At 74.1% G+C, this 18,249-nt stretch carries 17 protein-coding genes; 10 read left to right on the top strand and 7 right to left on the bottom strand.

The features are described from left to right. Positions 1-80 precede the first annotated feature (80 nt). A complete protein-coding gene (locus tag ACIBCT_RS14665) occupies positions 81-950 on the bottom strand; it encodes a UbiA family prenyltransferase (RefSeq protein WP_399188524.1) in 870 nt (289 codons plus the stop codon). A 122-nt stretch (positions 951-1,072) separates the two neighbouring features. Between ACIBCT_RS14665 and ACIBCT_RS14660 the strand changes: the two genes are divergently transcribed. From ACIBCT_RS14660 to ACIBCT_RS14650, 3 genes are read left to right on the top strand one after another with little or no spacing between them, the layout of a single operon-like run. Further along, entirely contained in the window at positions 1,073-2,413 is a 1,341-nt protein-coding gene (locus ACIBCT_RS14660) for a type III polyketide synthase (RefSeq protein WP_399188522.1), read from the top strand. 7 nt (positions 2,414-2,420) lie between these two features. Continuing rightward, on the top strand, positions 2,421-3,023 hold the full coding sequence (locus tag ACIBCT_RS14655; protein WP_399188520.1) for an isoprenylcysteine carboxyl methyltransferase family protein: 603 nt from the start codon (positions 2,421-2,423) through the stop codon (positions 3,021-3,023). Then, positions 3,020-4,033: an NAD(P)/FAD-dependent oxidoreductase gene (locus tag ACIBCT_RS14650; protein ID WP_399188518.1), complete on the top strand. Its 1,014-nt coding sequence runs from the start codon at positions 3,020-3,022 to the stop codon at positions 4,031-4,033. The genes ACIBCT_RS14655 and ACIBCT_RS14650 overlap by 4 nt, the downstream gene beginning before the upstream one ends. 2 nt (positions 4,034-4,035) lie before the next feature. On the opposite strand, the gene ACIBCT_RS14645 is transcribed toward ACIBCT_RS14650, so the two are convergent. Both ACIBCT_RS14645 and ACIBCT_RS14640 read right to left on the bottom strand, forming a co-directional pair. Next, positions 4,036-5,052 (bottom strand): hypothetical protein, encoded by a 1,017-nt coding sequence (locus ACIBCT_RS14645; RefSeq protein ID WP_399188517.1) that lies wholly within the window; start codon positions 5,050-5,052, stop codon positions 4,036-4,038. 159 nt (positions 5,053-5,211) lie between these two features. Further along, positions 5,212-7,047, bottom strand: a complete 1,836-nt coding sequence (locus ACIBCT_RS14640; protein ID WP_399188515.1) for an AMP-dependent synthetase/ligase — start codon at positions 7,045-7,047, stop codon at positions 5,212-5,214. A 175-nt stretch (positions 7,048-7,222) separates the two neighbouring features. On the opposite strand from ACIBCT_RS14640, the gene ACIBCT_RS14635 reads away from it, so the two are divergent. The 4 genes from ACIBCT_RS14635 (at position 7,223) to ACIBCT_RS14620 (ending at position 11,224) form a co-directional block, all read left to right on the top strand. Beyond that, positions 7,223-8,722: a peptide MFS transporter gene (locus ACIBCT_RS14635; RefSeq protein ID WP_399188513.1), complete on the top strand. Its 1,500-nt coding sequence runs from the start codon at positions 7,223-7,225 to the stop codon at positions 8,720-8,722. A gap of 50 nt (positions 8,723-8,772) precedes the next feature. Further along, entirely contained in the window at positions 8,773-10,533 is a 1,761-nt protein-coding gene (locus tag ACIBCT_RS14630; protein ID WP_399188511.1) for a glycoside hydrolase family 15 protein, read from the top strand. Positions 10,534-10,711: 178 nt separating this feature from the next. Continuing rightward, the gene (locus ACIBCT_RS14625; RefSeq protein ID WP_344903238.1) at positions 10,712-10,963 is read left to right on the top strand and encodes a hypothetical protein; all 252 of its coding nucleotides are present in this window, start codon (positions 10,712-10,714) and stop codon (positions 10,961-10,963) included. 102 nt (positions 10,964-11,065) lie between these two features. After that, the gene (locus ACIBCT_RS14620) at positions 11,066-11,224 is read left to right on the top strand and encodes a hypothetical protein (protein WP_399188509.1); all 159 of its coding nucleotides are present in this window, start codon (positions 11,066-11,068) and stop codon (positions 11,222-11,224) included. A 32-nt stretch (positions 11,225-11,256) separates the two neighbouring features. Here the strand turns inward: ACIBCT_RS14620 and ACIBCT_RS14615 are convergent, their stop codons facing one another. Continuing rightward, positions 11,257-11,886 (bottom strand): RNA polymerase sigma factor, encoded by a 630-nt coding sequence (locus ACIBCT_RS14615; RefSeq protein WP_399188506.1) that lies wholly within the window; start codon positions 11,884-11,886, stop codon positions 11,257-11,259. A gap of 128 nt (positions 11,887-12,014) precedes the next feature. Between ACIBCT_RS14615 and ACIBCT_RS14610 the strand changes: the two genes are divergently transcribed. The 3 genes from ACIBCT_RS14610 to ACIBCT_RS14600 all read left to right on the top strand — a co-directional run bounded on the left by ACIBCT_RS14610 (position 12,015) and on the right by ACIBCT_RS14600 (position 16,374). Then, positions 12,015-13,889, top strand: a complete 1,875-nt coding sequence (locus tag ACIBCT_RS14610; RefSeq protein ID WP_399188503.1) for a dynamin family protein — start codon at positions 12,015-12,017, stop codon at positions 13,887-13,889. Between the two features lie 119 nt (positions 13,890-14,008). Continuing rightward, positions 14,009-15,940 carry a dynamin family protein gene (locus tag ACIBCT_RS14605; protein ID WP_399188501.1) on the top strand — a complete coding sequence of 644 codons (1,932 nt, stop codon included), beginning with the start codon at positions 14,009-14,011 and terminating at the stop codon, positions 15,938-15,940. Positions 15,941-15,993: 53 nt separating this feature from the next. Then, positions 15,994-16,374 (top strand): VOC family protein, encoded by a 381-nt coding sequence (locus tag ACIBCT_RS14600; protein WP_344903251.1) that lies wholly within the window; start codon positions 15,994-15,996, stop codon positions 16,372-16,374. Positions 16,375-16,445: 71 nt separating this feature from the next. Here the strand turns inward: ACIBCT_RS14600 and ACIBCT_RS14595 are convergent, their stop codons facing one another. The 3 genes from ACIBCT_RS14595 to ACIBCT_RS14585 all read right to left on the bottom strand — a co-directional run bounded on the left by ACIBCT_RS14595 (position 16,446) and on the right by ACIBCT_RS14585 (position 18,224). Continuing rightward, positions 16,446-16,733 (bottom strand): hypothetical protein, encoded by a 288-nt coding sequence (locus tag ACIBCT_RS14595; RefSeq protein ID WP_399188499.1) that lies wholly within the window; start codon positions 16,731-16,733, stop codon positions 16,446-16,448. Between the two features lie 129 nt (positions 16,734-16,862). Further along, positions 16,863-17,759 carry a TIGR03620 family F420-dependent LLM class oxidoreductase gene (locus tag ACIBCT_RS14590; protein WP_399188497.1) on the bottom strand — a complete coding sequence of 299 codons (897 nt, stop codon included), beginning with the start codon at positions 17,757-17,759 and terminating at the stop codon, positions 16,863-16,865. Positions 17,760-17,888: 129 nt separating this feature from the next. Beyond that, positions 17,889-18,224 carry an ArsR/SmtB family transcription factor gene (locus tag ACIBCT_RS14585; protein ID WP_399188495.1) on the bottom strand — a complete coding sequence of 112 codons (336 nt, stop codon included), beginning with the start codon at positions 18,222-18,224 and terminating at the stop codon, positions 17,889-17,891. Positions 18,225-18,249: the final 25 nt, after the last annotated feature.

Raw genomic sequence — 18,249 nt, 5'->3', positions numbered from 1 at the left:
GCGGGGGGCCCGGGGAACGGGCCGGGAGACCCGGGAGCGGGAAGCCCCGGGAGCGGAAGCCCGGGGGGCCGGGGCGCGGGTCAGGCAGCGGTGAGGGCGGTACCGCCGGCGAGGAGCAGCGCGACGTCGACCGCGGCGACCGCGATCGCCGCGGCGAACGGCACGCGCGGTGAGCCGCGGCCCAGTGCCAGCCCGCCCGCGGTGAAGGCCCCGGCCACGGCCAGGGCCGCCCAGCCTCCCGGCCCCGGCGATCCCCCGGGCCCCAGGACGAGCAGGGCCGTCGCCGCCAGCAGCGGCACCGGGATCAGGGCGCGGACGCGGGCGGCGCCCAGCCGCTGCGGCCAGCCCCGGATCCCGCCCGCGAGGTCCGCCGGGATGTCGGGGAGCACGTTGGCCAGGTGCGCCCCGCAGCCCAGCAGCGCGGCGGCCGGGATCGCCCACCAGGCCGGCCAGGGCTGTCCCGGCAGGCCCAGCGTCACGAACGCCGGCAGCGAGCCGAACCCCACCGCGTACGGCAGCCAGGAGAGCACCGTCGCCTTGAGCCCGAGGTCGTAGGCCCAGGCCGCGGCGACGCCGACGAGGTGGACGGCGCCGGCCACCGGCCCTGAGGCCAGCGAGAGCGGCACGCAGAGCGCCAGCGCGGTGAACGCGGCGGCCCACACCGCGCGCCCGCTCACCGCGCCACCGGCGACGGGTTTGTCGGTACGGCCCGCGGCGGCGTCGCGCGCCGCGTCCACCGCGTCGTTGCACCAGCCGACCGAGAGCTGCCCGGTCAGCACGGCCGCGGCCACCAGGACGCACCCGGCCGCGTCGCGCCCGCTCGCCACGGCCAGCGCGGTCACCAGGACGGTCACCGCCACGGTCGGCACCGGGTGGCAGGCCAGCAGCAACGCCGGCGCGGCCCGGAGCACCGGCCCCGGGCGCGGATTCGAGGACCGGCTCGTCGTCACGGACCGATGGTAAGCCGGGCCGTCCCGGAAAGCGGGCATCGCGGTCGTCGCCACGCATGCGAAGGACTCGGCTGGGCAAAAGGGAGGTGTCTATGTTTCGTAAGCCGGGGGTGGTTGTTCAGATGACGCGAATCGTCGCTGTCCGCGGCGCGCTTCCACCGAACCGGCACTCCCAGGCGGACATCACCGACGCGTTCGCGCGGGCGTGCCTGCCCGAGGGATCCAGCCGCCTGCTGCTCGACCGGCTGCACGCCTCCGCGCGGGTGGAGTCCCGCCACCTGGCGCTGCCGTTGGAACGGTACGCCAAGCTGGACGGTTTCGGTGCGGCCAACGCCGCCTTCGTCGAGACGGCGATGGAACTGGGCGTCGAGGCGGTGAGCGGCGCGCTCCAGGACGCCGGGGTGGCGCCCGAGGACGTGGACATGATCATCTTCACCTCGGTGACCGGCCTGGCGGCACCGTCGGTGGACGCGCGCATCGCCGGCCGGCTCGGGCTGCGCCCGGACGTCAAGCGGACCCCGATCTTCGGGCTCGGCTGCGTCGCGGGCGCAGCCGGGATCGGCCGCCTGCACGACTACCTGCACGGCTGGCCGGACCAGCTCGCCGTGCTGCTCTCGGTCGAGCTGTGCTCGCTGACCCTGCAGCGCGGCGACGCCTCCATCGCCAACATGGTGGCCAGCGCCCTGTTCGGTGACGGCGCGACGGCCGTGGTGGCCTGCGGCGACGAGTGGCGTCCGCGCCGCGCCGGGGTGTTCTACGGCCCGCCGTCGGCGCCGGTGTCGTCCCCGGGGAACGGGACGGACGCCGCGGGCGTCCCCGGCCAGGACGAGCCGTCCGGTGCCGCGGGCACAGGCACAGGCGCGGGCACCGGCGCGGTGACCGCGGCCACGACCCGGCCCTGCGGTCCTGCCGGGTCCTCCCCGGCGAGCGGGGCGCCCGGGACACCCGGCCCCTCCGGTCCCGCCGGGACCTCCCCCGCGTCCGGGACGTCCCGGCTCTCCGCGGCCGCGGCCGCGTCCCCGGCGCCCGGTCCCCAGGTGGTGGCCTCGCGCAGCCACCTGTATCCAGGGTCCGAGCACGTGATGGGCTGGGACGTCGGCGACAGCGGTTTCCGCGTGGTGCTGGACGCCAGCGTCCCGGAGGTGGTGCGCACCTACCTGGCCGACGACGTGCGCGACTTCCTGGCCGACCACGGGCTGACCGGCGCGGACGTGACGGCGTGGGTCTGCCACCCCGGCGGCCCCAAGGTGCTGGAGGCGGTGCAGGAGACGCTGGAGCTCCCGGAGGGCGCGCTGGACCTCACCTGGCGCTCGCTCGCCACGATCGGGAACCTGTCCTCGTCCTCGGTCCTGCACGTCCTGCGGGATACCCTGGCCCTGCGGCCGCCGCCGCCCGGCACCCCGGGGCTCCTGCTGGCGATGGGGCCGGGCTTCTGTTCCGAACTCGTACTGCTGCGCTGGTAGGAGCCCGATGTCCTGGCATCTGTCGTCCTGGTACCTGCTGCTCCTGCTGCTCGTCGGGCTGGAGCGCGTCGCCGAACTGGTCGTGGCCCGGCGCAACTCGCGCTGGAGCGCGGAGCGCGGCGGAGTGACCTACGGGCGGGGCCACTATCCGTGGATGGTCGCCCTGCACACCGGCCTGCTGGCCGGATGCCTGCTGGAGGCGGGGCTGGCCGACCGGCCCTTCGTCCCGGCGCTCGGCTGGCCGATGTTCGCCCTGGTGGTGGCCGCGCAGGGACTGCGCTGGTGGTGCATCACCGCGCTGGGGCCGCAGTGGAACACCCAGGTGGTCGTGGTCCCCGGGATGCCGCTGGTGGAGCGCGGCCCCTACCGGCTGCGCTGGCTGCGCCACCCCAACTACGTCGCGGTCGCCGTGGAGGGCGCCGCGCTGCCCCTGGTGCACGGCGCGTGGATCACCGCGCTGGCCTTCACCGTGCTCAACGCCGCGCTGATGGTGGTGCGGATCCGCTGCGAGGAGGAGGCCCTGGCCGCGTCGGCGGGCCCGCCGGCCGGCGCGTCATCGGGCGCGTCGCCCGGCACGTCGGCACCGGCCGGCGGGCGGGAAACCGGGTGATCGACGTCCTGATCGCGGGCGGCGGACCGGCCGGGCTGGCCACCGCCATCCACGCGACCATGGCCGGGATGGAGGCGGTGGTCGTCGAGCCCAGGCCCGTACCGGTGGACAAGGCGTGCGGCGAGGGGCTGATGCCCAGCGGCGCCGCGGCCCTGCGGGAGCTGGGCGTGCTGGCCGAGGGCAGGCCGCTGCGCGGCATCCGCTACCTCGACCGGCGTCACGCGGTCGAGGCCGAGTTCCGCGACGGGTTCGGCCTGGGCGTGCGGCGGACCACGCTGCACGCCGGGCTGGCCCTGCGGGCGCGGGAGCTGGGCGTGCGGGTCGTGCGCGGCAGGGTGGAGGACGTACGGCAGGACGGCGACCTGGTCGAGGCCGCGGGGCTGCGGGCCCGCTGGATGGTGGCCGCCGACGGCCTGCACTCCCCGCTGCGCGCCCGGCTGGGCCTGGAGCTGCCCTTTCACGGGCCGCGCAGGTACGGGTTGCGCAGGCACTACCCGATCGCCCCGTGGACGGACTTCGTCGAGGTGCACTGGGCGGCCGACGGCGAGGCGTACGTGACGCCGGTGGGCGAGAACCTGGTGGGCGTCGCGGTGCTGAGCTCGCGGCGGCGCGGCTACCCCGAGCATCTGGCGGACTTCCCCGCGCTGCTGGAACGGCTGGACGGCCCGGCGGCGACCCCGGTGCGCGGCGCGGGGCCGCTGCGCCAGCGGGTGCGTTCCCGGGTCGCCGGGCGGGTGCTGCTGGTCGGCGACGCGGCGGGGTACGTCGACGCGCTCACCGGTGAGGGGGTGTCGCTCGCGCTGACGTCCGCGCGGCTGCTGGTGGACTGCCTGCGGGCGGGCACCCCGGAGGCGTACGAGCCGGCCTGGCGGCGCCTGTCCCGGCGGCACCGGATGCTCACCGGAGCGCTGGTGGGCACCCGCCGTTACCGGACGGCGGGACGGCTGATCGTCCCGGCCGCCCGGCGGATGCCCGCGCTGTTCGGCGCCGCGGTCCACGCGCTGGCCTGACGCTATCCCGCGGCCACCCGGTGGACGACGCCCACCCTGGGGGCGTAGCGGCTCGTCCCCTCGAACCGGAGCCGCCACTCGCCGCCGGTGCGGCCCTGCACGGTCCGGGCGAGGCGCCCGTGGTCGTCGGTCATCACCTCGGCCACCGTCGTCCAGTCGTGCTCCCGTCCCGGCCGGTGCAGGATCTCGACGGGCTGGCCGGGGAAGGGCGCGTAGTCGAGGTCCCCCTGCGGATCGACCCGGTTCAGCACGCCCGTCACCCGCACGGCCGGTCCCTGCCTGGCCACCTGGACCCCGCCGAACCTGGTCAGGCGCTTCAGCAGGAATCCCCGGTAGCCGGTGAGCCGGGTGCCGTCGGCGGCGCCGGCGTTGACCGTGACCGTCCAGGGCCCGGCCGGGTACCAGCGGCTCAGGCTCTTCTCCGGTACGAAGCGCCAGGTCTCCCAGCCCTCACCGGGCGCGGGCGCGCCGGTCCCCGTGCCGGGACGGGCGGGGGCCAGGCGCGCGGGGGCGGGCCGGACGGGTGCCGGACCGGGCGCGAGGGCCGGGCCCCGGTCATGGCCGTGACCGTGACCGTGACCGTGACCGTGGCCCGGCCGGGGTGCGGGACCGGGCGCGCCGCCGGGGCCGCCTCCCGGGCGGGGCGCGGGGGTTTTGCCGGGACGGGCCTGCCGGTGGGGAGCGGTGAGGGGGAAGAAGGTGTCCACCGAGCCGGGCGGCAGGCCCGGCTCGACCTTGATCGTCACTCCCTCGGGGCCGGCGACGCCCCGGGCCACCACCTCCACCACCATGCGCACCGAGTCGGCGGGGCCGACCACCGGGGCCGGGGGGCGCAGGGTCACCGAGCGGATCGTCAGGTCCTCGACGGCGGCGGCCGGGGCGCCGGTCAGGGCCGGAGATGCCTGGGAAGCCGGGGAAGCCTGGGAAGCCGGGGGCGCCGGGGGCGCCGGGGGCACGGCCCCGGCCGGCAGGGCCGCGGCCCCCGCCGCGAGGGAGGCGAGAAGAACTCTGATCGTCATGATCACGACGCTAGGAGGACGGCGGTAACAGGGGGGTAGAGGACACACGCCCCGTTGGGCAAAACGGCGCCCCGCCCGGCGTCCCCTGTCCCCGCCCCCGCCACGCGCCACCCCTCGCGGGCGGGCCCCTTCACGGGGGTGGCGCGCGGCGGGCCGCGGTCAGTCGCGGTACATCTCGTCGATGATCTCGGCGTACTTGGCGTGGATGACCCGGCGCTTGAGCTTCAGGCTCGGGGTGAGCTCGGCGGTCTCGGCCGTCCACTCCACCGGCAGCAGCCGCCAGCGCTTGATCTGCTGGACGCGGGCCAGCTTCTCGTTGGCGACGGCGATCGCGCCCTCGACGGCCTTGAGCACGTCGGGGTGCTCGGCCAGGTCCGCCAGGGTGGTGAAGGTGATGCCGTTCGCCTGGGCCCAGCCGGGGGCCACCTCGCCGTCGAGGGTGAGGATCGCCACCGGGTACGGCCTGCCGTCGCCGTAGGCGAGGGCCTGGCCGATGAGCGGGTGCTCCTTGAGGTAGTTCTCGATGTTGGCCGGGGAGATGTTCTCGCCCCCGGCGGTGATGATGAGCTCCTTCTTCCGGTCGACGATGCTGACGAAGCCGTCCTCGTCGATGGAGCCCACGTCGCCGGTGTGCAGCCAGCCGTCGGCGTCGATCAGCTCGGCGGTGGCCTCGGGACGGCGCAGGTAGCCGCGGGTGTTGGCCGGGCTGCGGGTGAGGATCTCGCCGTCCTCGGCGATGCGGACCTCGACGCCCGGCCCTGCCTGGCCGACCGTGCCGAGCTTGAAGCGCTCGGGGGCGTTGGCGGTGAACGCGCCGGTGGTCTCGGTCATGCCGTACACGTCCAGGATCCGCAGGCCGAGACCGGCGAAGAAGCGCTGCACCTCCAGCGGCATGGGGGCGGCCGCGGTGGCGAGCCAGCCGGCGTTCTCGAAGCCGATCATCGACCGGATGATCGCCAGCAGGGAGGCGTCGGCCTGCTCGTAGGCGGCCGTCACCTCGGGCGAGGGGGTGCGCCCGTACTGGTTGGCCTCGACGTAGGCCAGTCCCGCGGCCATGGCCGCGCGCACGTTCTCCTGCTGCTCCTCGGACTGGGTGGCCAGCAGCGCCTGCAGGCGGGCCATCATCTTCTCCCACACCCGCGGGACGCCGAAGAACAGCACCGGCTTGACCTGCCCGAGGGTGGCGCCGAGCTGGGCGAGGTCGGTGCAGAAGTGGGTGTGCGAGAACTTGAACAGCGGCAGGTAGAGGCTGAGCACCCGCTCGGCGATGTGCGCGTAGGTCAGGTAGGAGATCTGGGTGCCCCGAACCGGCAGGTCGGCCATCCGGTTGGTGGCCACGACCTCGAAGAACACGTTGGCGTGGGTCAGCGGCACGCCCTTGGGGTTGCCGGTGGTGCCGGAGGTGTAGAGCACGGTGAGGACGTCGTCGGCGTTCACCGCCCGCCAGCGGGCGTCGACGGCCCCGGGGTCGGCGGCGAGCCGCTCGCGGCCCAGGGCCAGGAAGTCGTCCCAGCTCATGAAGCGGTCACCGGCCGGGGCGCCGTCCAGCATGATGATCGTGCGCAGCTCGGGGAGGTCGCCGAGGACCGGCTCCCACCTGGACAGCTCGGCCGGGCCGCCGAGCACCGCGACCCTGGCCTGCACGTCGGAGGCGACGAAGGCGACCTGCTCGGGGGCGAACGTCGAGTAGACCGAGCAGGACACCGCGCCGGCGTGCACCGCGCCCAGGTCCGCCAGCACGTGCTCGCTGCGGTTGACCATCATGAGCGCGACGGCCTCGCCGGGCTCCAGCCCGAGGGCGGCGAATCCCGCGGCGATCTCCAGGACCCGCTGCCGCGCCTGCGAGTAGGTCAGCGTCGACCAGCCCCCCTCGACCGGGTCAGAGTAGGCGGGGGCGTCGGGATTGCCGTCGGCGGCCTCCTTCAGCTGATCGCAGACCGTGCGGCCCGCGATCTCCCGCTCGATCTCCGCGCGCTCATCAAGGACACCGGCCATGGCGCTCCTCCAGAAAGTGTTCGCTTGCGCAAGTGGCATGCATCGCACCACACGCCGTTCCCTCCGGACAAGCCCCTGAAAGGGAGAAGAAACGCCACCGTGCCCGGCCGCGCCCGCGTGTCGCCGGATCTCGTACGTAGAGTGTCCATTCGATCACACATCGTCAGGGGGGCGCATGTCATCGCAGGGACCGGCTCGCGAGAGGACCTTCTTCGGGCATCCGCGCGGCCTCGCCACCTTGTTCGGCACCGAGCTGTGGGAGCGCTTCAGCTGGTACGGGCTGCGGGCCATCCTCGCGACCTTCATGGCCGCCTCCCCCGCGACCGGTGGCCTGGGCCTGAGCGAGCAGACCGCGCAGGCGGTCATCGGCATCTACGGCGCCCTCATCTACCTGGTCGCCCTGCCCGGCGGCTGGATCGCCGACCGGGTGCTCGGGGCCCGCAGGGCGGTGCTCTGGGGCGGTTTTGTGATCATGTTCGGTCACATCAGCATGGCCGTCCCGGTGCGGGGCGGCGTCTTCGTGGTGCTCGGGCTGCTGCTGATCATCGTCGGGACGGGCCTGCTCAAGCCGAACGTCTCCACGATGGTCGGCAGGCTGTACCCGCCGGACGAGGACGGGCGCAGGGACGCGGGCTTCTCGATCTTCTACCTCAGCATCAACATCGGAGCCTTCGTCGCCCCCCTGGTCGTCGGCTGGCTGGCCTCGGGGGACCGCTGGCACCTGGGCTTCGGCGCGGCGGCGGTCGGGATGGCGCTCGGCCTGGCGCAGTACGTGCTGGGCGGGCGCCACCTGCGGGGGGTGGGCGAGCGGCCGGGGCACCGGATGACCTCGGCCGAGCGCGGGCACTTCCTGATCGCCGTCGCCGTCGCCGTCGTGGTGGTCGCCGGCGCGCTGGCCGCCTGGGTGGCGTCCGGCACGTTCACGCTGGACGCCTTCGCGCTGGTGATGACGCTGTTCATCGTGGCCGTTCCGGTGCTGTACTTCGGCTACGTGCTGCTCGGCAGCCACAACCTGACCGGCGACGAGCGCTCGCGGGTGAAGGCCTACGTCTGGCTCTTCATCGCCTCCGCGATCTTCTGGATGATCTACGACCTGGCGCCGACCGTGCTGCTGTTCTTCGCGCAGAACAGGACGGACCTGTCGCTGTTCGGCCTGCGGATCACCCCCGCGACCACCCAGGCGTTCAACCCGTTCTTCATCATGCTCCTGGTGCCGGTCTTCGCGGCCCTGTGGGTCAGGCTGGGCAACCGGGTGAGCGCCCCGCAGAAGTTCGCCGCGGGCCTGTTCCTCAACGGGGTGAGCTTCGTGCTCATGGCCCTGGCCGCGCGGCTGGCCCTGGGCGGCAGGATCTCGGTGTGGTGGCTGGTGCTGGTCTACTTCGTCCAGGTCTTCGGGGAGCTGGCGCTGAGCCCGGTCGGGCTCTCGGTCACCACCAAGCTCGCCCCCGAGGCGTTCAAGAGCCAGATGCTGGGACTGTGGTTCATCTCGTTCTCGGTGGGCGACGCGGTGGGCGGGCAGACCTGGCGGCTGAGACGGTACATGTCCGAGCCCGCGTACTTCCTCACGCTGGCGGGCATCGCCATCGTGGCGTCGCTGGTGCTGCTGGCGTTCGCCGGCCGGCTGCACGCGATGATGCGCGAGCATCCGGCGGAACGGGCCGTCGCGTCCCCCTGACGCCCCTCCGGGGGGAGCGCGCACCTCGGGTGAGGCACTAGCGTCGAGGCATGTGGATCGAGGACTACGCGCTCATCGGCGACATGCAGTCGGCCGCCCTGGTCGGCCGGAACGGCTCCATCGACTGGCTCTGCCTGCCGCGGTTCGACTCGCCCTCGTGCTTCGGGGCGCTGCTGGGCGACAAGAAGAACGGGCAGTGGTGGATCGGGCCGGCGCACGCCGAGCGCCCGCGCGCCACCCGGCGGCGCTACCGGGGGGAGACCCTCGTCCTGGAGAGCGAGTGGGACACCCCGACCGGCACCGTCCGGGTGACCGACTTCATGCCCACCCGTCACACCAACCCCGATCTGGTACGGATCGTCGAGGGCGTGTCGGGGGCGGTGGAGATGGCCACCGAGATCCGCATCCGCTTCGACTACGGCCGGATCGTGCCCTGGGTGCGCCGTGACGGGGACATCCTGCAGGCCGTCGGCGGGCCCGACTCGGTCTGGTTGCACTCCCCCGTCCCGCTGGAGGGCGGCGACTACGCCCACCACGCCACGTTCACGGTGTCGGAGGGGGACAGCATGGCCTTCGTCTTCACCTGGCACCCCTCGCACGAGCCCCGGCCCGACGAGATCGACCCGCACCACCAGCTCGCCGAGACCGAGGCGCTGTGGGCCGAGTGGGTGGAGAAGTGCACCTACCGGGGGCCGTGGCGGGACGCCGTGGTCCGTTCGCTCATCACGCTCAAGGCGCTCACCTACGCCCCCACCGGCGGCATCGTCGCCGCCCCCACCACCTCGCTGCCCGAGGACATCGGCGGCGTCCGCAACTGGGACTACCGCTACTGCTGGCTGCGCGACGCCACCATGACCCTGGACGCGCTCATCGGCGCCGGGTACCTCGACGAGGCCCGCGCCTGGCGCTCGTGGCTGCTGCGGGCCATCGCCGGCCGCGCCCAGGACCTGCAGATCATGTACGGCGTCGCCGGGGAGCGGCGGCTGACGGAGCTGGAGCTCGACTGGCTGCCCGGGTACGAGAACTCCCGGCCGGTCAGGATCGGCAACGGCGCCGTGGAGCAGCTCCAGCTGGACGTCTACGGCGAGGTGATGAACTCCCTGCACCTGTCCCGCGTCTCCGGGCTGGAGGCCGACCAGCGGGCGTGGACCCTGCAGTTCGAGCTGATCTCCTACGTCGAGCAGCACTGGGGGGACCCGGACGAGGGGCTGTGGGAGGTCCGCGGGCCGCGCCGGCACTTCGTGCACTCCAAGGTCATGTGCTGGGTCGCCCTGGACCGGGCCGTCCGGCAGGTGGAGGCGTTCGGCAAGCCCGGCCCGCTGAAGCACTGGAAGGAGCTGCGCGACCGGATCCACGCCGAGATCTGCGACAAGGGCTTCGACCCGGTACGCGGCACCTTCACCCAGTCGTACGGCTCGCAGGAGCTGGACGCGGCGCTGCTGCTGATCCCCATCGTCGGTTTCCTGCCCCCGGAGGACCCGCGCGTGGTCGGGACGGTGGAGGCGATCCAGCGCGAGCTGATGGTCGACGGCTTCGTGCTGCGCTACCCGGTCTCCCCCGACAACGACGTGGACGGCCTGCCCGGCGGCGAGGGCGCGTTCCTGGCGTGCAGCTTCTGGCTGGCCGAGGCGCTGGCGATGATCGGCCGCAAGGACGAGGCCGTCGAGCTGTTCGAGCGCCTGCTCGCGCTGCGCAACGACGTGGGCCTGCTGGCCGAGGAGTACGACCCCCGTTACAGGCGGCTGGTGGGCAACTTCCCGCAGGCGTTCAGCCACGTGCCCCTGATCCACACCGCCCGCGCGCTCAGCTGAGCCGTCCGGGGCGGCCCGCGGGCGGTCACGCGGCCGGGAGGGCCGGTCTCCCCCGGCCGGGGGGACCGGCAGGACCGGCCTTCGGAAAAATCATGCGGAAAAGTCGGCGGACGGCCGCAACAATCCGGGGCGATCGCGACTCTCATCCGGTGGAACACCACCGGAAAGGGACGGACCAATGAGCGATTTCGACGTGACCACGGACTTCATCGACTATGACGGCGACGGGGGCACCGATGCCCAGCTGATCGACGTCAACGGGGACGGTCTCGCCGACGAGGAGCGCTACGACACCGACGGCGACGGCGTCACCGACGTCGTCTACCTCGACAACGACGGTGACGGCTACGTCGACGAGACGCGGGTCGACCTGAACGGCGACGGCGTCTCCGACTACACCGAGACCGCGGGCCCCTTCCCGGCCGTCTGACCCGACCGTCCGATCACGCGAACCGGCGTGAGCCCGCCCGACCCGCACCGAGGGGGGAACCCGGACCGGGGTCACGCGGGCCGTCGACCAGGAAGGCGACCGATGAGGGACCGAGGCGCGCTCCTCGCCCTGCCGCTCCCGCTGCCGCTGACGCCCGTGGCGGTGGTGGTCGTGCCGGCCGCCGTGGCCGCGGGCCCGTACCTGTGGCACCGGAGCCGCCCGGCCCCGCTCTCCCCGCCCTCCACGGGGGCGGAGCGGTGAGCCGTCCCGTCCCGGGCGGGCCGGAGGGGTGGTCAGCCGTCGGTGAGCCCGGCCCGCAGCCGCCGCCTGCCCCGGTGGATCCAGACCCGTACCGTGTTGAGCGGCACGCCGAGCGAGACCGCCACCTGCTCGTAGGTGAGGCCGCCCGCCCACAGCAGCAGCACCTGGCGCTGGGAGGGCGGCAGCGCGTCCATCGCCCGGCGCAGGTCCGCCAGCCGGGCCACGGAGTCCTCGAAGGGCTCGGTGACGGCCGACGCCTCGTCCACCTCGGCGAAGACCACCCCGGCGGGACAGCGGCGCCGCACCACCGTGTACGCGGCGTTGCGCGCGATGACCATCACCCAGGAGCGGAAGGACGACCTGCCCTCGAAGGCCGCGAGGCCGCGCCAGGCCGCGAACTGCGTCTCCTGGAGCGCGTCGAGCGCGTCGGCCCGGTTGCCGGTCAGCTGGTGGCAGAGGCCGGACGCCTGGCGCTGGGCCGTGTCCCAGAGCGCGCGGAAGGCGCCCTCGTCACCCGCCCTCGCGCGGACGAGCAGCAGGACCTCCTCGGCCCCGGCCACCGCGCCGCTCCCCGCTCCGGTCCATGTCCCGCTCCCCGCTCCGGTCCATGTCCCGGCGGGGAGGTCGTCGGCCACGGTGGCGCCCGGCGCCACGGTCGTCATCCGGTCGTCCCTTCTCACCGGGCGAAAAATCAGCTAATGACACCACGTCCCATGACATAGGGCGCGAAGTACCGCGTCATGATATTGGACCGTAACAATCCTGGATTCAGGCTGATTATGGAGACACCATGAGGACCGGGCCCGCGGAGCTGCTGCGCCGCCTGTGCGACACCACCGCGGCCCGGCTGGCCGGCTCGCACCTGCGCGAGCGGGTGGCGCAGGTGCGCGCCGGCCTGGACGCGCCGCTACGGGTCGCGGTGGCGGGCGCGGTCAGCAGCGGCAAGTCCACGCTGGTGAACGCGCTGCTCGGGCTGCCCGTCGCACCGGTGGACGCCGGCGAGTGCACGTTCGTGGTCACCCGGTACGAGTACGGCGAGGACGACGGCCGCATCACGATCGAGCTCACCGACGGCGGTGTGGCCCACTCCCGGCTGCTGTCCGGCCATCGTCTCCCCGCCGACCTCGGCGTCGAGGTGTCCCGGATCCGGAGGCTGCGGGTCGCGCTCGACCTGCCCTCGCTGCGCACGGTCACCGTCGTCGACACCCCGGGCATGAACACGGTGACGGCGGCCAACGAGCGGGCGGCCAGGAGCATGCTGTTCGGCTCCGGTGACGAGGACGACCGCGCGCAGGCGATGATCTACGTGCTCCGCTACGTGCAGAGGTTCGACGACGCCACCCTGGCGGAGTTCCGCGCGCTGACCGACGCCTCCGGCATGAGCTGCGTCAACACCCTGGCCGTGCTCGGCCAGGTCGACCGGCGCGGCGACGAGGACGACCCCTGGCCGACCGCCAGGAGGCTGGCCGCCCAGGGGTACCGGGACCTGCGCACCTCGGTCTTCGACGTGGTCCCGGTGATCGGCCTGCTGGCCGAGACCGCGCGGGCCCGGCCGCTGGACGCCGAGGAGACGGCCGCGCTGGAGGCGCTGGCCGCGATGGACGAGGACGACCTGGAGGACCACCTGCTGGACCTGGAGGACTTCCGCACGGCGCCCGAGCTGCCCGTACCGGCGAGGGTGCGGCACCGGCTGGTCGAGCGGCTGCACCGCTACGGCCTCACCGTCGCGGTGCGGGCGGTGCGCGAGGCCGGGACCGCCGATCCCGGGGCGCTCACCACGCTGCTGCTGGAGCGCTCGGGGTACGCCTCGGCCGGACGGGCCGCGACCGGTTCCGTGGCCGCGGGCCTGGCCCACTTCGCCCGCCGCGCCGACCAGCTCAAGGCGCTCGACGCGCTGACCCGGCTGCGCGCGATCGCCCGGACGCCCGCACTGGGGTCCGACCGCGTCACCCTGGACGCGCTGGCGGCCCAGCTCGACGAGAACCGCCCGATCGCGACCGCCCTGGGCGGCCTGCGGATCTTCACCGCCGCCGAGGCGCTCGGCCGCGGGACGCTGGTCCTGAACGAGGAGATGACCGGCGAGCTGCTCCGCCTGGCCCGTCACGACGAGCCCGCCGGGCGGCTCGGCCTGCCCGCCGAGGCGTCCCCGGACGAGATCGCCGCCGCGGCCACGGCGGCGGCGATGCGCTGGCGCACGCTCGCCATGATGAGCGAGGGCCGCACCGGCGGGCAGCGGGCCCGGGACGTGCTGACCGTGCTGGAGGACATGGTCGCGGCGGCGCTGGACGAGCGGGAGCGCGCCGACGGCGCCGACGACGCCGACGGCCTCCCCGGGAACGGCCCCGGTGGCGGACCCGGGAACGGCGGGCCGCTTCCGGCGGTCCGGGTGGACCCGGCCGCGATCGAGGCGTTGCGCGCCTCCCCCCTGGTCCCGGCCGACGACCGGCGGGCACTGGAGCTCCTGGTCACCGGGACCGAGCTGGCCACCCAGCTCGGCGCACCGCCCGGCGCGCCGCCCGTCGAGGTCGCCGGTCACGCCGCGGCCCTGGGCGCCCGGTTCCGGATCCTCACCCACCGGCCGCTCCCGCTGCGGCAGCGACGCGCGGCGGAGACCCTCTGCGAGGCGTACGAGACCATCTGGTCGCGCTACGGGACCGGTTCCTGAGCCGCCGTCCCCGGGACGCGCCCGCCCGGCCGCCGCTCCCCCGGCCCCGCGACCCCACCCCGCGGCCCGCCGCCCTTCCCCGGGACCGAGGTCCCGCCCCCTCACGCTGGAGGTGTCCGATGACGAGCCCCGACCCGAACGGCCCGGTGGCCCGGCTGCTGCGCTACGCCAACGAGGTCCACGCGCTGGCCGGGCGGTGCGGCAGGCCGGACCTGGCGGAGGTGCTGGCCGCCTGCGCGGGCCGCTGGCAGGACGAGTGCACCGACGTCGTGGTCGCCGGTGCGCAGAAACGCGGCAAGAGCCGCCTGCTCAACACCCTGGTCGGCCACCCCGACCTGCTGCCCGTCGACGCCGACGTCGCCACGAACTGCTTCCTGTCGCTGCGGCGCGGCCCCCGCCTGACCGCGGTCGTGCACCGCAGCACCGGCGCGGGCCCGGTCCGGACGCCGATCACCGTCGAGTCGATCCCCGACCACGCCTCGATGCGCGGCGACGCGGGCAGGCGCCGCGACGTCGTCAGCGTCGACGTCACCGTGGACTCCCCCCTCCTGGACGGCCTGCGGCTGCTCGACACCCCGGGCGTGGACAGCCTGACGGTGGGGCACCGGCAGGTGACCGTGGCCATGCTGCAGCGGGCCGACGCGCTGCTGTTCACGCTCAGCGCCCAGGACCAGCCGGTGCTCCGGCACGAGCTGGAGTTCCTCGCCGAGGCGGCCGAGCGGGTGCAGGCGATCGCGTTCGTGCTGACCAAGGTGGAGGACTCGGCCAACTGGCGGAGCCTGATGGAGGAGAACAGGACGCGGCTGAGGACGTTCGTCACCGAGGCGATCGCGGCCGATCCCGGAAGGGCGGCGACGCTGGCGCCGCTGCTGGAGGCGCCCTGGTTCCCGGTGAGCGCGAAGCTGGCCGAGGCCGCCGAGGCCAAGCGGCGCGAGGGACGCGCCGAACGGGCGGACTCGCTGCGGGCGCGCAGCGGGATGGACGCGCTCGAACGCCACCTGCGCGGCTTCGCCGAAGGCAGGGACTCCGCGCGCGGTGCCACGGTGGTCGCCGCCGCCCTGTCGGTGCTGGGCACGCTGGCGACCGGCGCCGGGGACGACGTCGCCGCGGGCTCCGACGACGAGGGCGACGTGGCCGCGCGCCTGGCGGAGGTGGACGCCGGGCTGGTCGAGCTGGCCGAGCTCTCCGGCCGCCGCAGGGCGGGCGCGGTGGCCAACACCTTCCTCGGACGCGAGGTCGCGGGCATCGTGGCCGCGCGGGTCGCCGAGATCCGCCGGCCGTACGAGAACACGATCGCCACGCTGAAGAAGCAGGACCAGATCGACCGGTACATGGCGGAGCTGCCCGAGAGCGTCCAGCGTTCCCTGGAGGCCGCCTGGTCGCAGATCGTCCACGACGTGGAGAGGCTGGCCAGGACCACCCTGGACGCCTTCGCCCGCGACCTCGGCATGGACCCGGTCGACCTGGCCGGAAGGGGACGTGCGATGCCGGGCCTGTCGCAGGTCCAGGTGAGGGGCGACCTGGCGGCCGACGACGCGGGCGACGTGGACCTGATCCGGGACGTGCTGCCCTCGGCCTCGATCGGCCTCTCGCTGGGCGGCTTCGCCACGGCGCTGCTCGGCCCGGTGGGCTTCGTCCTGGTCGCCCCGGCCATCGGGGCGGCCATCTTCATGGGACGCCGCTCGATGGAGAAGGTGCAGCGCAGCCAGGCCGCGATCAGGGGGGCGCTGCGCGACCAGTTCTCGGTGGTCGCCCGGGAGATGACGCTCGACCTGGAGCGCATGGTGGCGACCTGGCGGGTGGGCGTCGAGCAGACCGCGGACGAGAGCCTGGCCCGGCGGCGCAAGGAGCTGGAGACCAGGCGCGCCGAGCTGAGGTCCGCCTCGGCCCGCTCGGCCGCCGACCGTCTCAAGGCCCGGCGGTCCGGCCAGGACCGCATCGCCGCGATCGGCACCCTCACCACCCGGGGACGGGAGCTCCGCGCCGAGCTGGCCGCCGCGGTGGCCGCCCTGGGCGCCGGGCGCGCAGATATCTCCGGCGCCTCCGGGTAGGCCGGACTGCGGGGGAACACGAGGGATCAGCAGGGACCACGAGGAGGAGACACGTGACGAGCCGGTTCGCGCAGTGGACACTCGACGTGCACGACAGCCGGAGGATGGCGGCGTTCTGGTCGGCGGCGCTGGGGTACGAGATCGAGCACGACGGTGAGAGCCCGCACCTGTGGCCTCCGGCGGACGCGCCGCGCGGCTCGCTCACCGTCTGGCTCCAGCAGACGGACGCCCCCAAGCGCGACAAGAACCGCAACCACCCCGACCTGCACGTCCCCGACGGAGGCGACGTGCAGGCCGAGGTCGAGCGGCTGGTCGGGCTGGGCGCCACCCGCGTCGACGTCGGCCAGACGGGCGAGGAGGGCTTCGTCGTGCTGGCCGACCCCGAGGGCAACGAGTTCTGCCTGCTCCACCGGCGTCATCCCCAGGGGGCCTGAGGGACTCTAGGGACCTTGCCGGGCCCGCGGCCGTTCCGGCTTTCCGGCTTTCCGGCTTTCCGGCGTTCCGTCTACAGGTCGCCGAGCTCGCCGAGCGGCTTCGTCCAGTGGTCCCGGTCGCGGGGGTCGTCGTCGAGCAGTGACCCTGCGTCGGCGGCGTCGGCGGCGGAACGGCCGGGGCCGGTGACGACGTGCAGGATCCGGTTGAAGGTCTTGAACGCCTCGTCGTCGCCGACGCGCATCTCCCCGCGGTTCATCCGCCCGTACCAGTACTTCTGCTCGTCCTCGATGCGGGGAAGGAGCTGGTTACGGCTCAGGGTCCGTGCTTCCTCGACGGTGAGACATGTGAAGCGTGGCATACGGCGATTGTTCCATCCCGGGCCGTGACCTCACAGGCTCGCGCGGCCGACTCGCCGGGGAGGCGGGACCGGCCGCGGCCCCGGACGCCCGGAGCCGGGTGGGCCCGGACTCCGGGCGGGCCGTCGCCCCTACCCCGCGGCCGGTCCGGGCCGCAGCGCCTCGGCGAGCAGCCGCCACTGCGGCATGGCCGACCGGCCGGGCTCGACGCCGATGACCTGGACGCCGACGTGGTCGGCCCCGGCGTCGAGGTGGCCGTGCAGCCTGCGGGCGATCGTGTCGAGGTCCCCCCAGAACACGAGGTCGTCGACGAGCCGGTCGCTGCCCCGGCCGCCGTCGATGTCCGCCTCGGTGTAGCCCAGGCGGAGGAACTTGGCGATGTTGTACGTCGTGCCGAAGTAGACGTGCAGGTGCTCGCGTGCGATCTCGCGCGCCCTGGCCGGGTCGGTCTCGAAGAGCACCGCGTGCTCGACGCCGAGGAACGGGCCCTCCCCCAGCACCTGGCGCGCCCGCGCGGTGTGCTCCACCGTCACGTGGTAGGTGTGGGCGCCCTCGGCCCGGTCGCGGGCGAGTTCGAGCATCTTCGGCCCGTACGCCGCCAGCAGGCGCCGCATCGGTGCCCGCGGCGCGGGGTTGGCGCTCGTCGCCGCGTCCATCTCGTCCAGGTACTCGCCCATCGCCCGCAGCGGGCTGGTGACCCCGGGGCGCTCGCCCCCGAAGCCGAGGCCGAGCAGGTGGCGGTCGAGGTAGGCGTCGGCCAGGAGCGTCGCCGCGCCCCGGGTCCACCGCGCCCCCCGGGACCAGATCTGCGCGATGCCGTTGACGACGGTCATGCGCTCGGTGCAGGACAGCAGGAACCCGGCGTGCGTCATCGCCTCGCGCCCGTCGCGCTCCGGGATCCAGAACGCCCGCCAGCCGAGCTCCTCCAGCTCCTGGACGGAGTCCCGCATCATGCTCGCCGGCTGGTCCTCGAAGTCGAACGTCCAGACCCCGAAACGGCCCAGGTCCATCCCCTCGATCGCGCCCATGTTCCCCTCCCGGACGACGGTCCGGGACCGTCTCTCGTGATCTCCAAGTGAATCGAAGTATCGCATAATGTCGATATGAAGCAAGTCGGGTCCGGCCGGACCGGGGTCTCCCCCGCGGGTCACATGCCGCTAGAGCGAGCGTCCGAGCTCGTCGACGAGCCTGGCGATGCGCTCCTCGTCGCGCCGGTAGTGCGTCCACTTCCCGACGCGGGTGGAGCGGACCAGCCCGGCACGCTGCAGCTCGGCCATGTAGGCGGAGACGGTCGACTGCGCGAGCCCGGTCTTGGCCTGGATGTGGCTCACGCACACGCCGACCTCGTCCGCGACCGCGCCCTCCACCGGGAAATGACGCTCGGGGTCGCGCAACCACTGGAGCACCTGGAGCCGCACGGGATTGGCGAGCGCCCTGAACACGTCGGGCAGCTTCGCGAAGGCGTCCGGTGAGGAGTCGGCGTATGTCGTCATGAGTCGTCGAGGCGAGTATAGGTCG

The organism is Streptosporangium sp. NPDC050855 (assembly GCF_044456585.1).
GTDB lineage: Bacteria > Actinomycetota > Actinomycetes > Streptosporangiales > Streptosporangiaceae > Streptosporangium > Streptosporangium longisporum.
This window is presented reverse-complemented; position numbering and strand designations above follow the sequence as displayed.

What these genes read in the sequence shown, in the direction of transcription:
- ACIBCT_RS14660 (WP_399188522.1), top strand. Translation starts at nt 1,073, where the DNA reads ATGACGCGAATCGTCGCTGTCCGCGGCGCGCTTCCACCGAACCGGCAC.
- ACIBCT_RS14655 (WP_399188520.1), top strand. Translation starts at nt 2,421, where the DNA reads ATGTCCTGGCATCTGTCGTCCTGGTACCTGCTGCTCCTGCTGCTCGTC.
- ACIBCT_RS14645 (WP_399188517.1), bottom strand. Translation starts at nt 5,052, where the DNA reads ATGACGATCAGAGTTCTTCTCGCCTCCCTCGCGGCGGGGGCCGCGGCC.
- ACIBCT_RS14640 (WP_399188515.1), bottom strand. Translation starts at nt 7,047, where the DNA reads ATGGCCGGTGTCCTTGATGAGCGCGCGGAGATCGAGCGGGAGATCGCG.
- ACIBCT_RS14635 (WP_399188513.1), top strand. Translation starts at nt 7,223, where the DNA reads ATGTCATCGCAGGGACCGGCTCGCGAGAGGACCTTCTTCGGGCATCCG.
- ACIBCT_RS14630 (WP_399188511.1), top strand. Translation starts at nt 8,773, where the DNA reads ATGTGGATCGAGGACTACGCGCTCATCGGCGACATGCAGTCGGCCGCC.
- ACIBCT_RS14625 (WP_344903238.1), top strand. Translation starts at nt 10,712, where the DNA reads ATGAGCGATTTCGACGTGACCACGGACTTCATCGACTATGACGGCGAC.
- ACIBCT_RS14620 (WP_399188509.1), top strand. Translation starts at nt 11,066, where the DNA reads ATGAGGGACCGAGGCGCGCTCCTCGCCCTGCCGCTCCCGCTGCCGCTG.
- ACIBCT_RS14615 (WP_399188506.1), bottom strand. Translation starts at nt 11,886, where the DNA reads ATGACGACCGTGGCGCCGGGCGCCACCGTGGCCGACGACCTCCCCGCC.
- ACIBCT_RS14610 (WP_399188503.1), top strand. Translation starts at nt 12,015, where the DNA reads ATGAGGACCGGGCCCGCGGAGCTGCTGCGCCGCCTGTGCGACACCACC.
- ACIBCT_RS14605 (WP_399188501.1), top strand. Translation starts at nt 14,009, where the DNA reads ATGACGAGCCCCGACCCGAACGGCCCGGTGGCCCGGCTGCTGCGCTAC.
- ACIBCT_RS14595 (WP_399188499.1), bottom strand. Translation starts at nt 16,733, where the DNA reads ATGCCACGCTTCACATGTCTCACCGTCGAGGAAGCACGGACCCTGAGC.
- ACIBCT_RS14590 (WP_399188497.1), bottom strand. Translation starts at nt 17,759, where the DNA reads ATGGGCGCGATCGAGGGGATGGACCTGGGCCGTTTCGGGGTCTGGACG.
- ACIBCT_RS14585 (WP_399188495.1), bottom strand. Translation starts at nt 18,224, where the DNA reads ATGACGACATACGCCGACTCCTCACCGGACGCCTTCGCGAAGCTGCCC.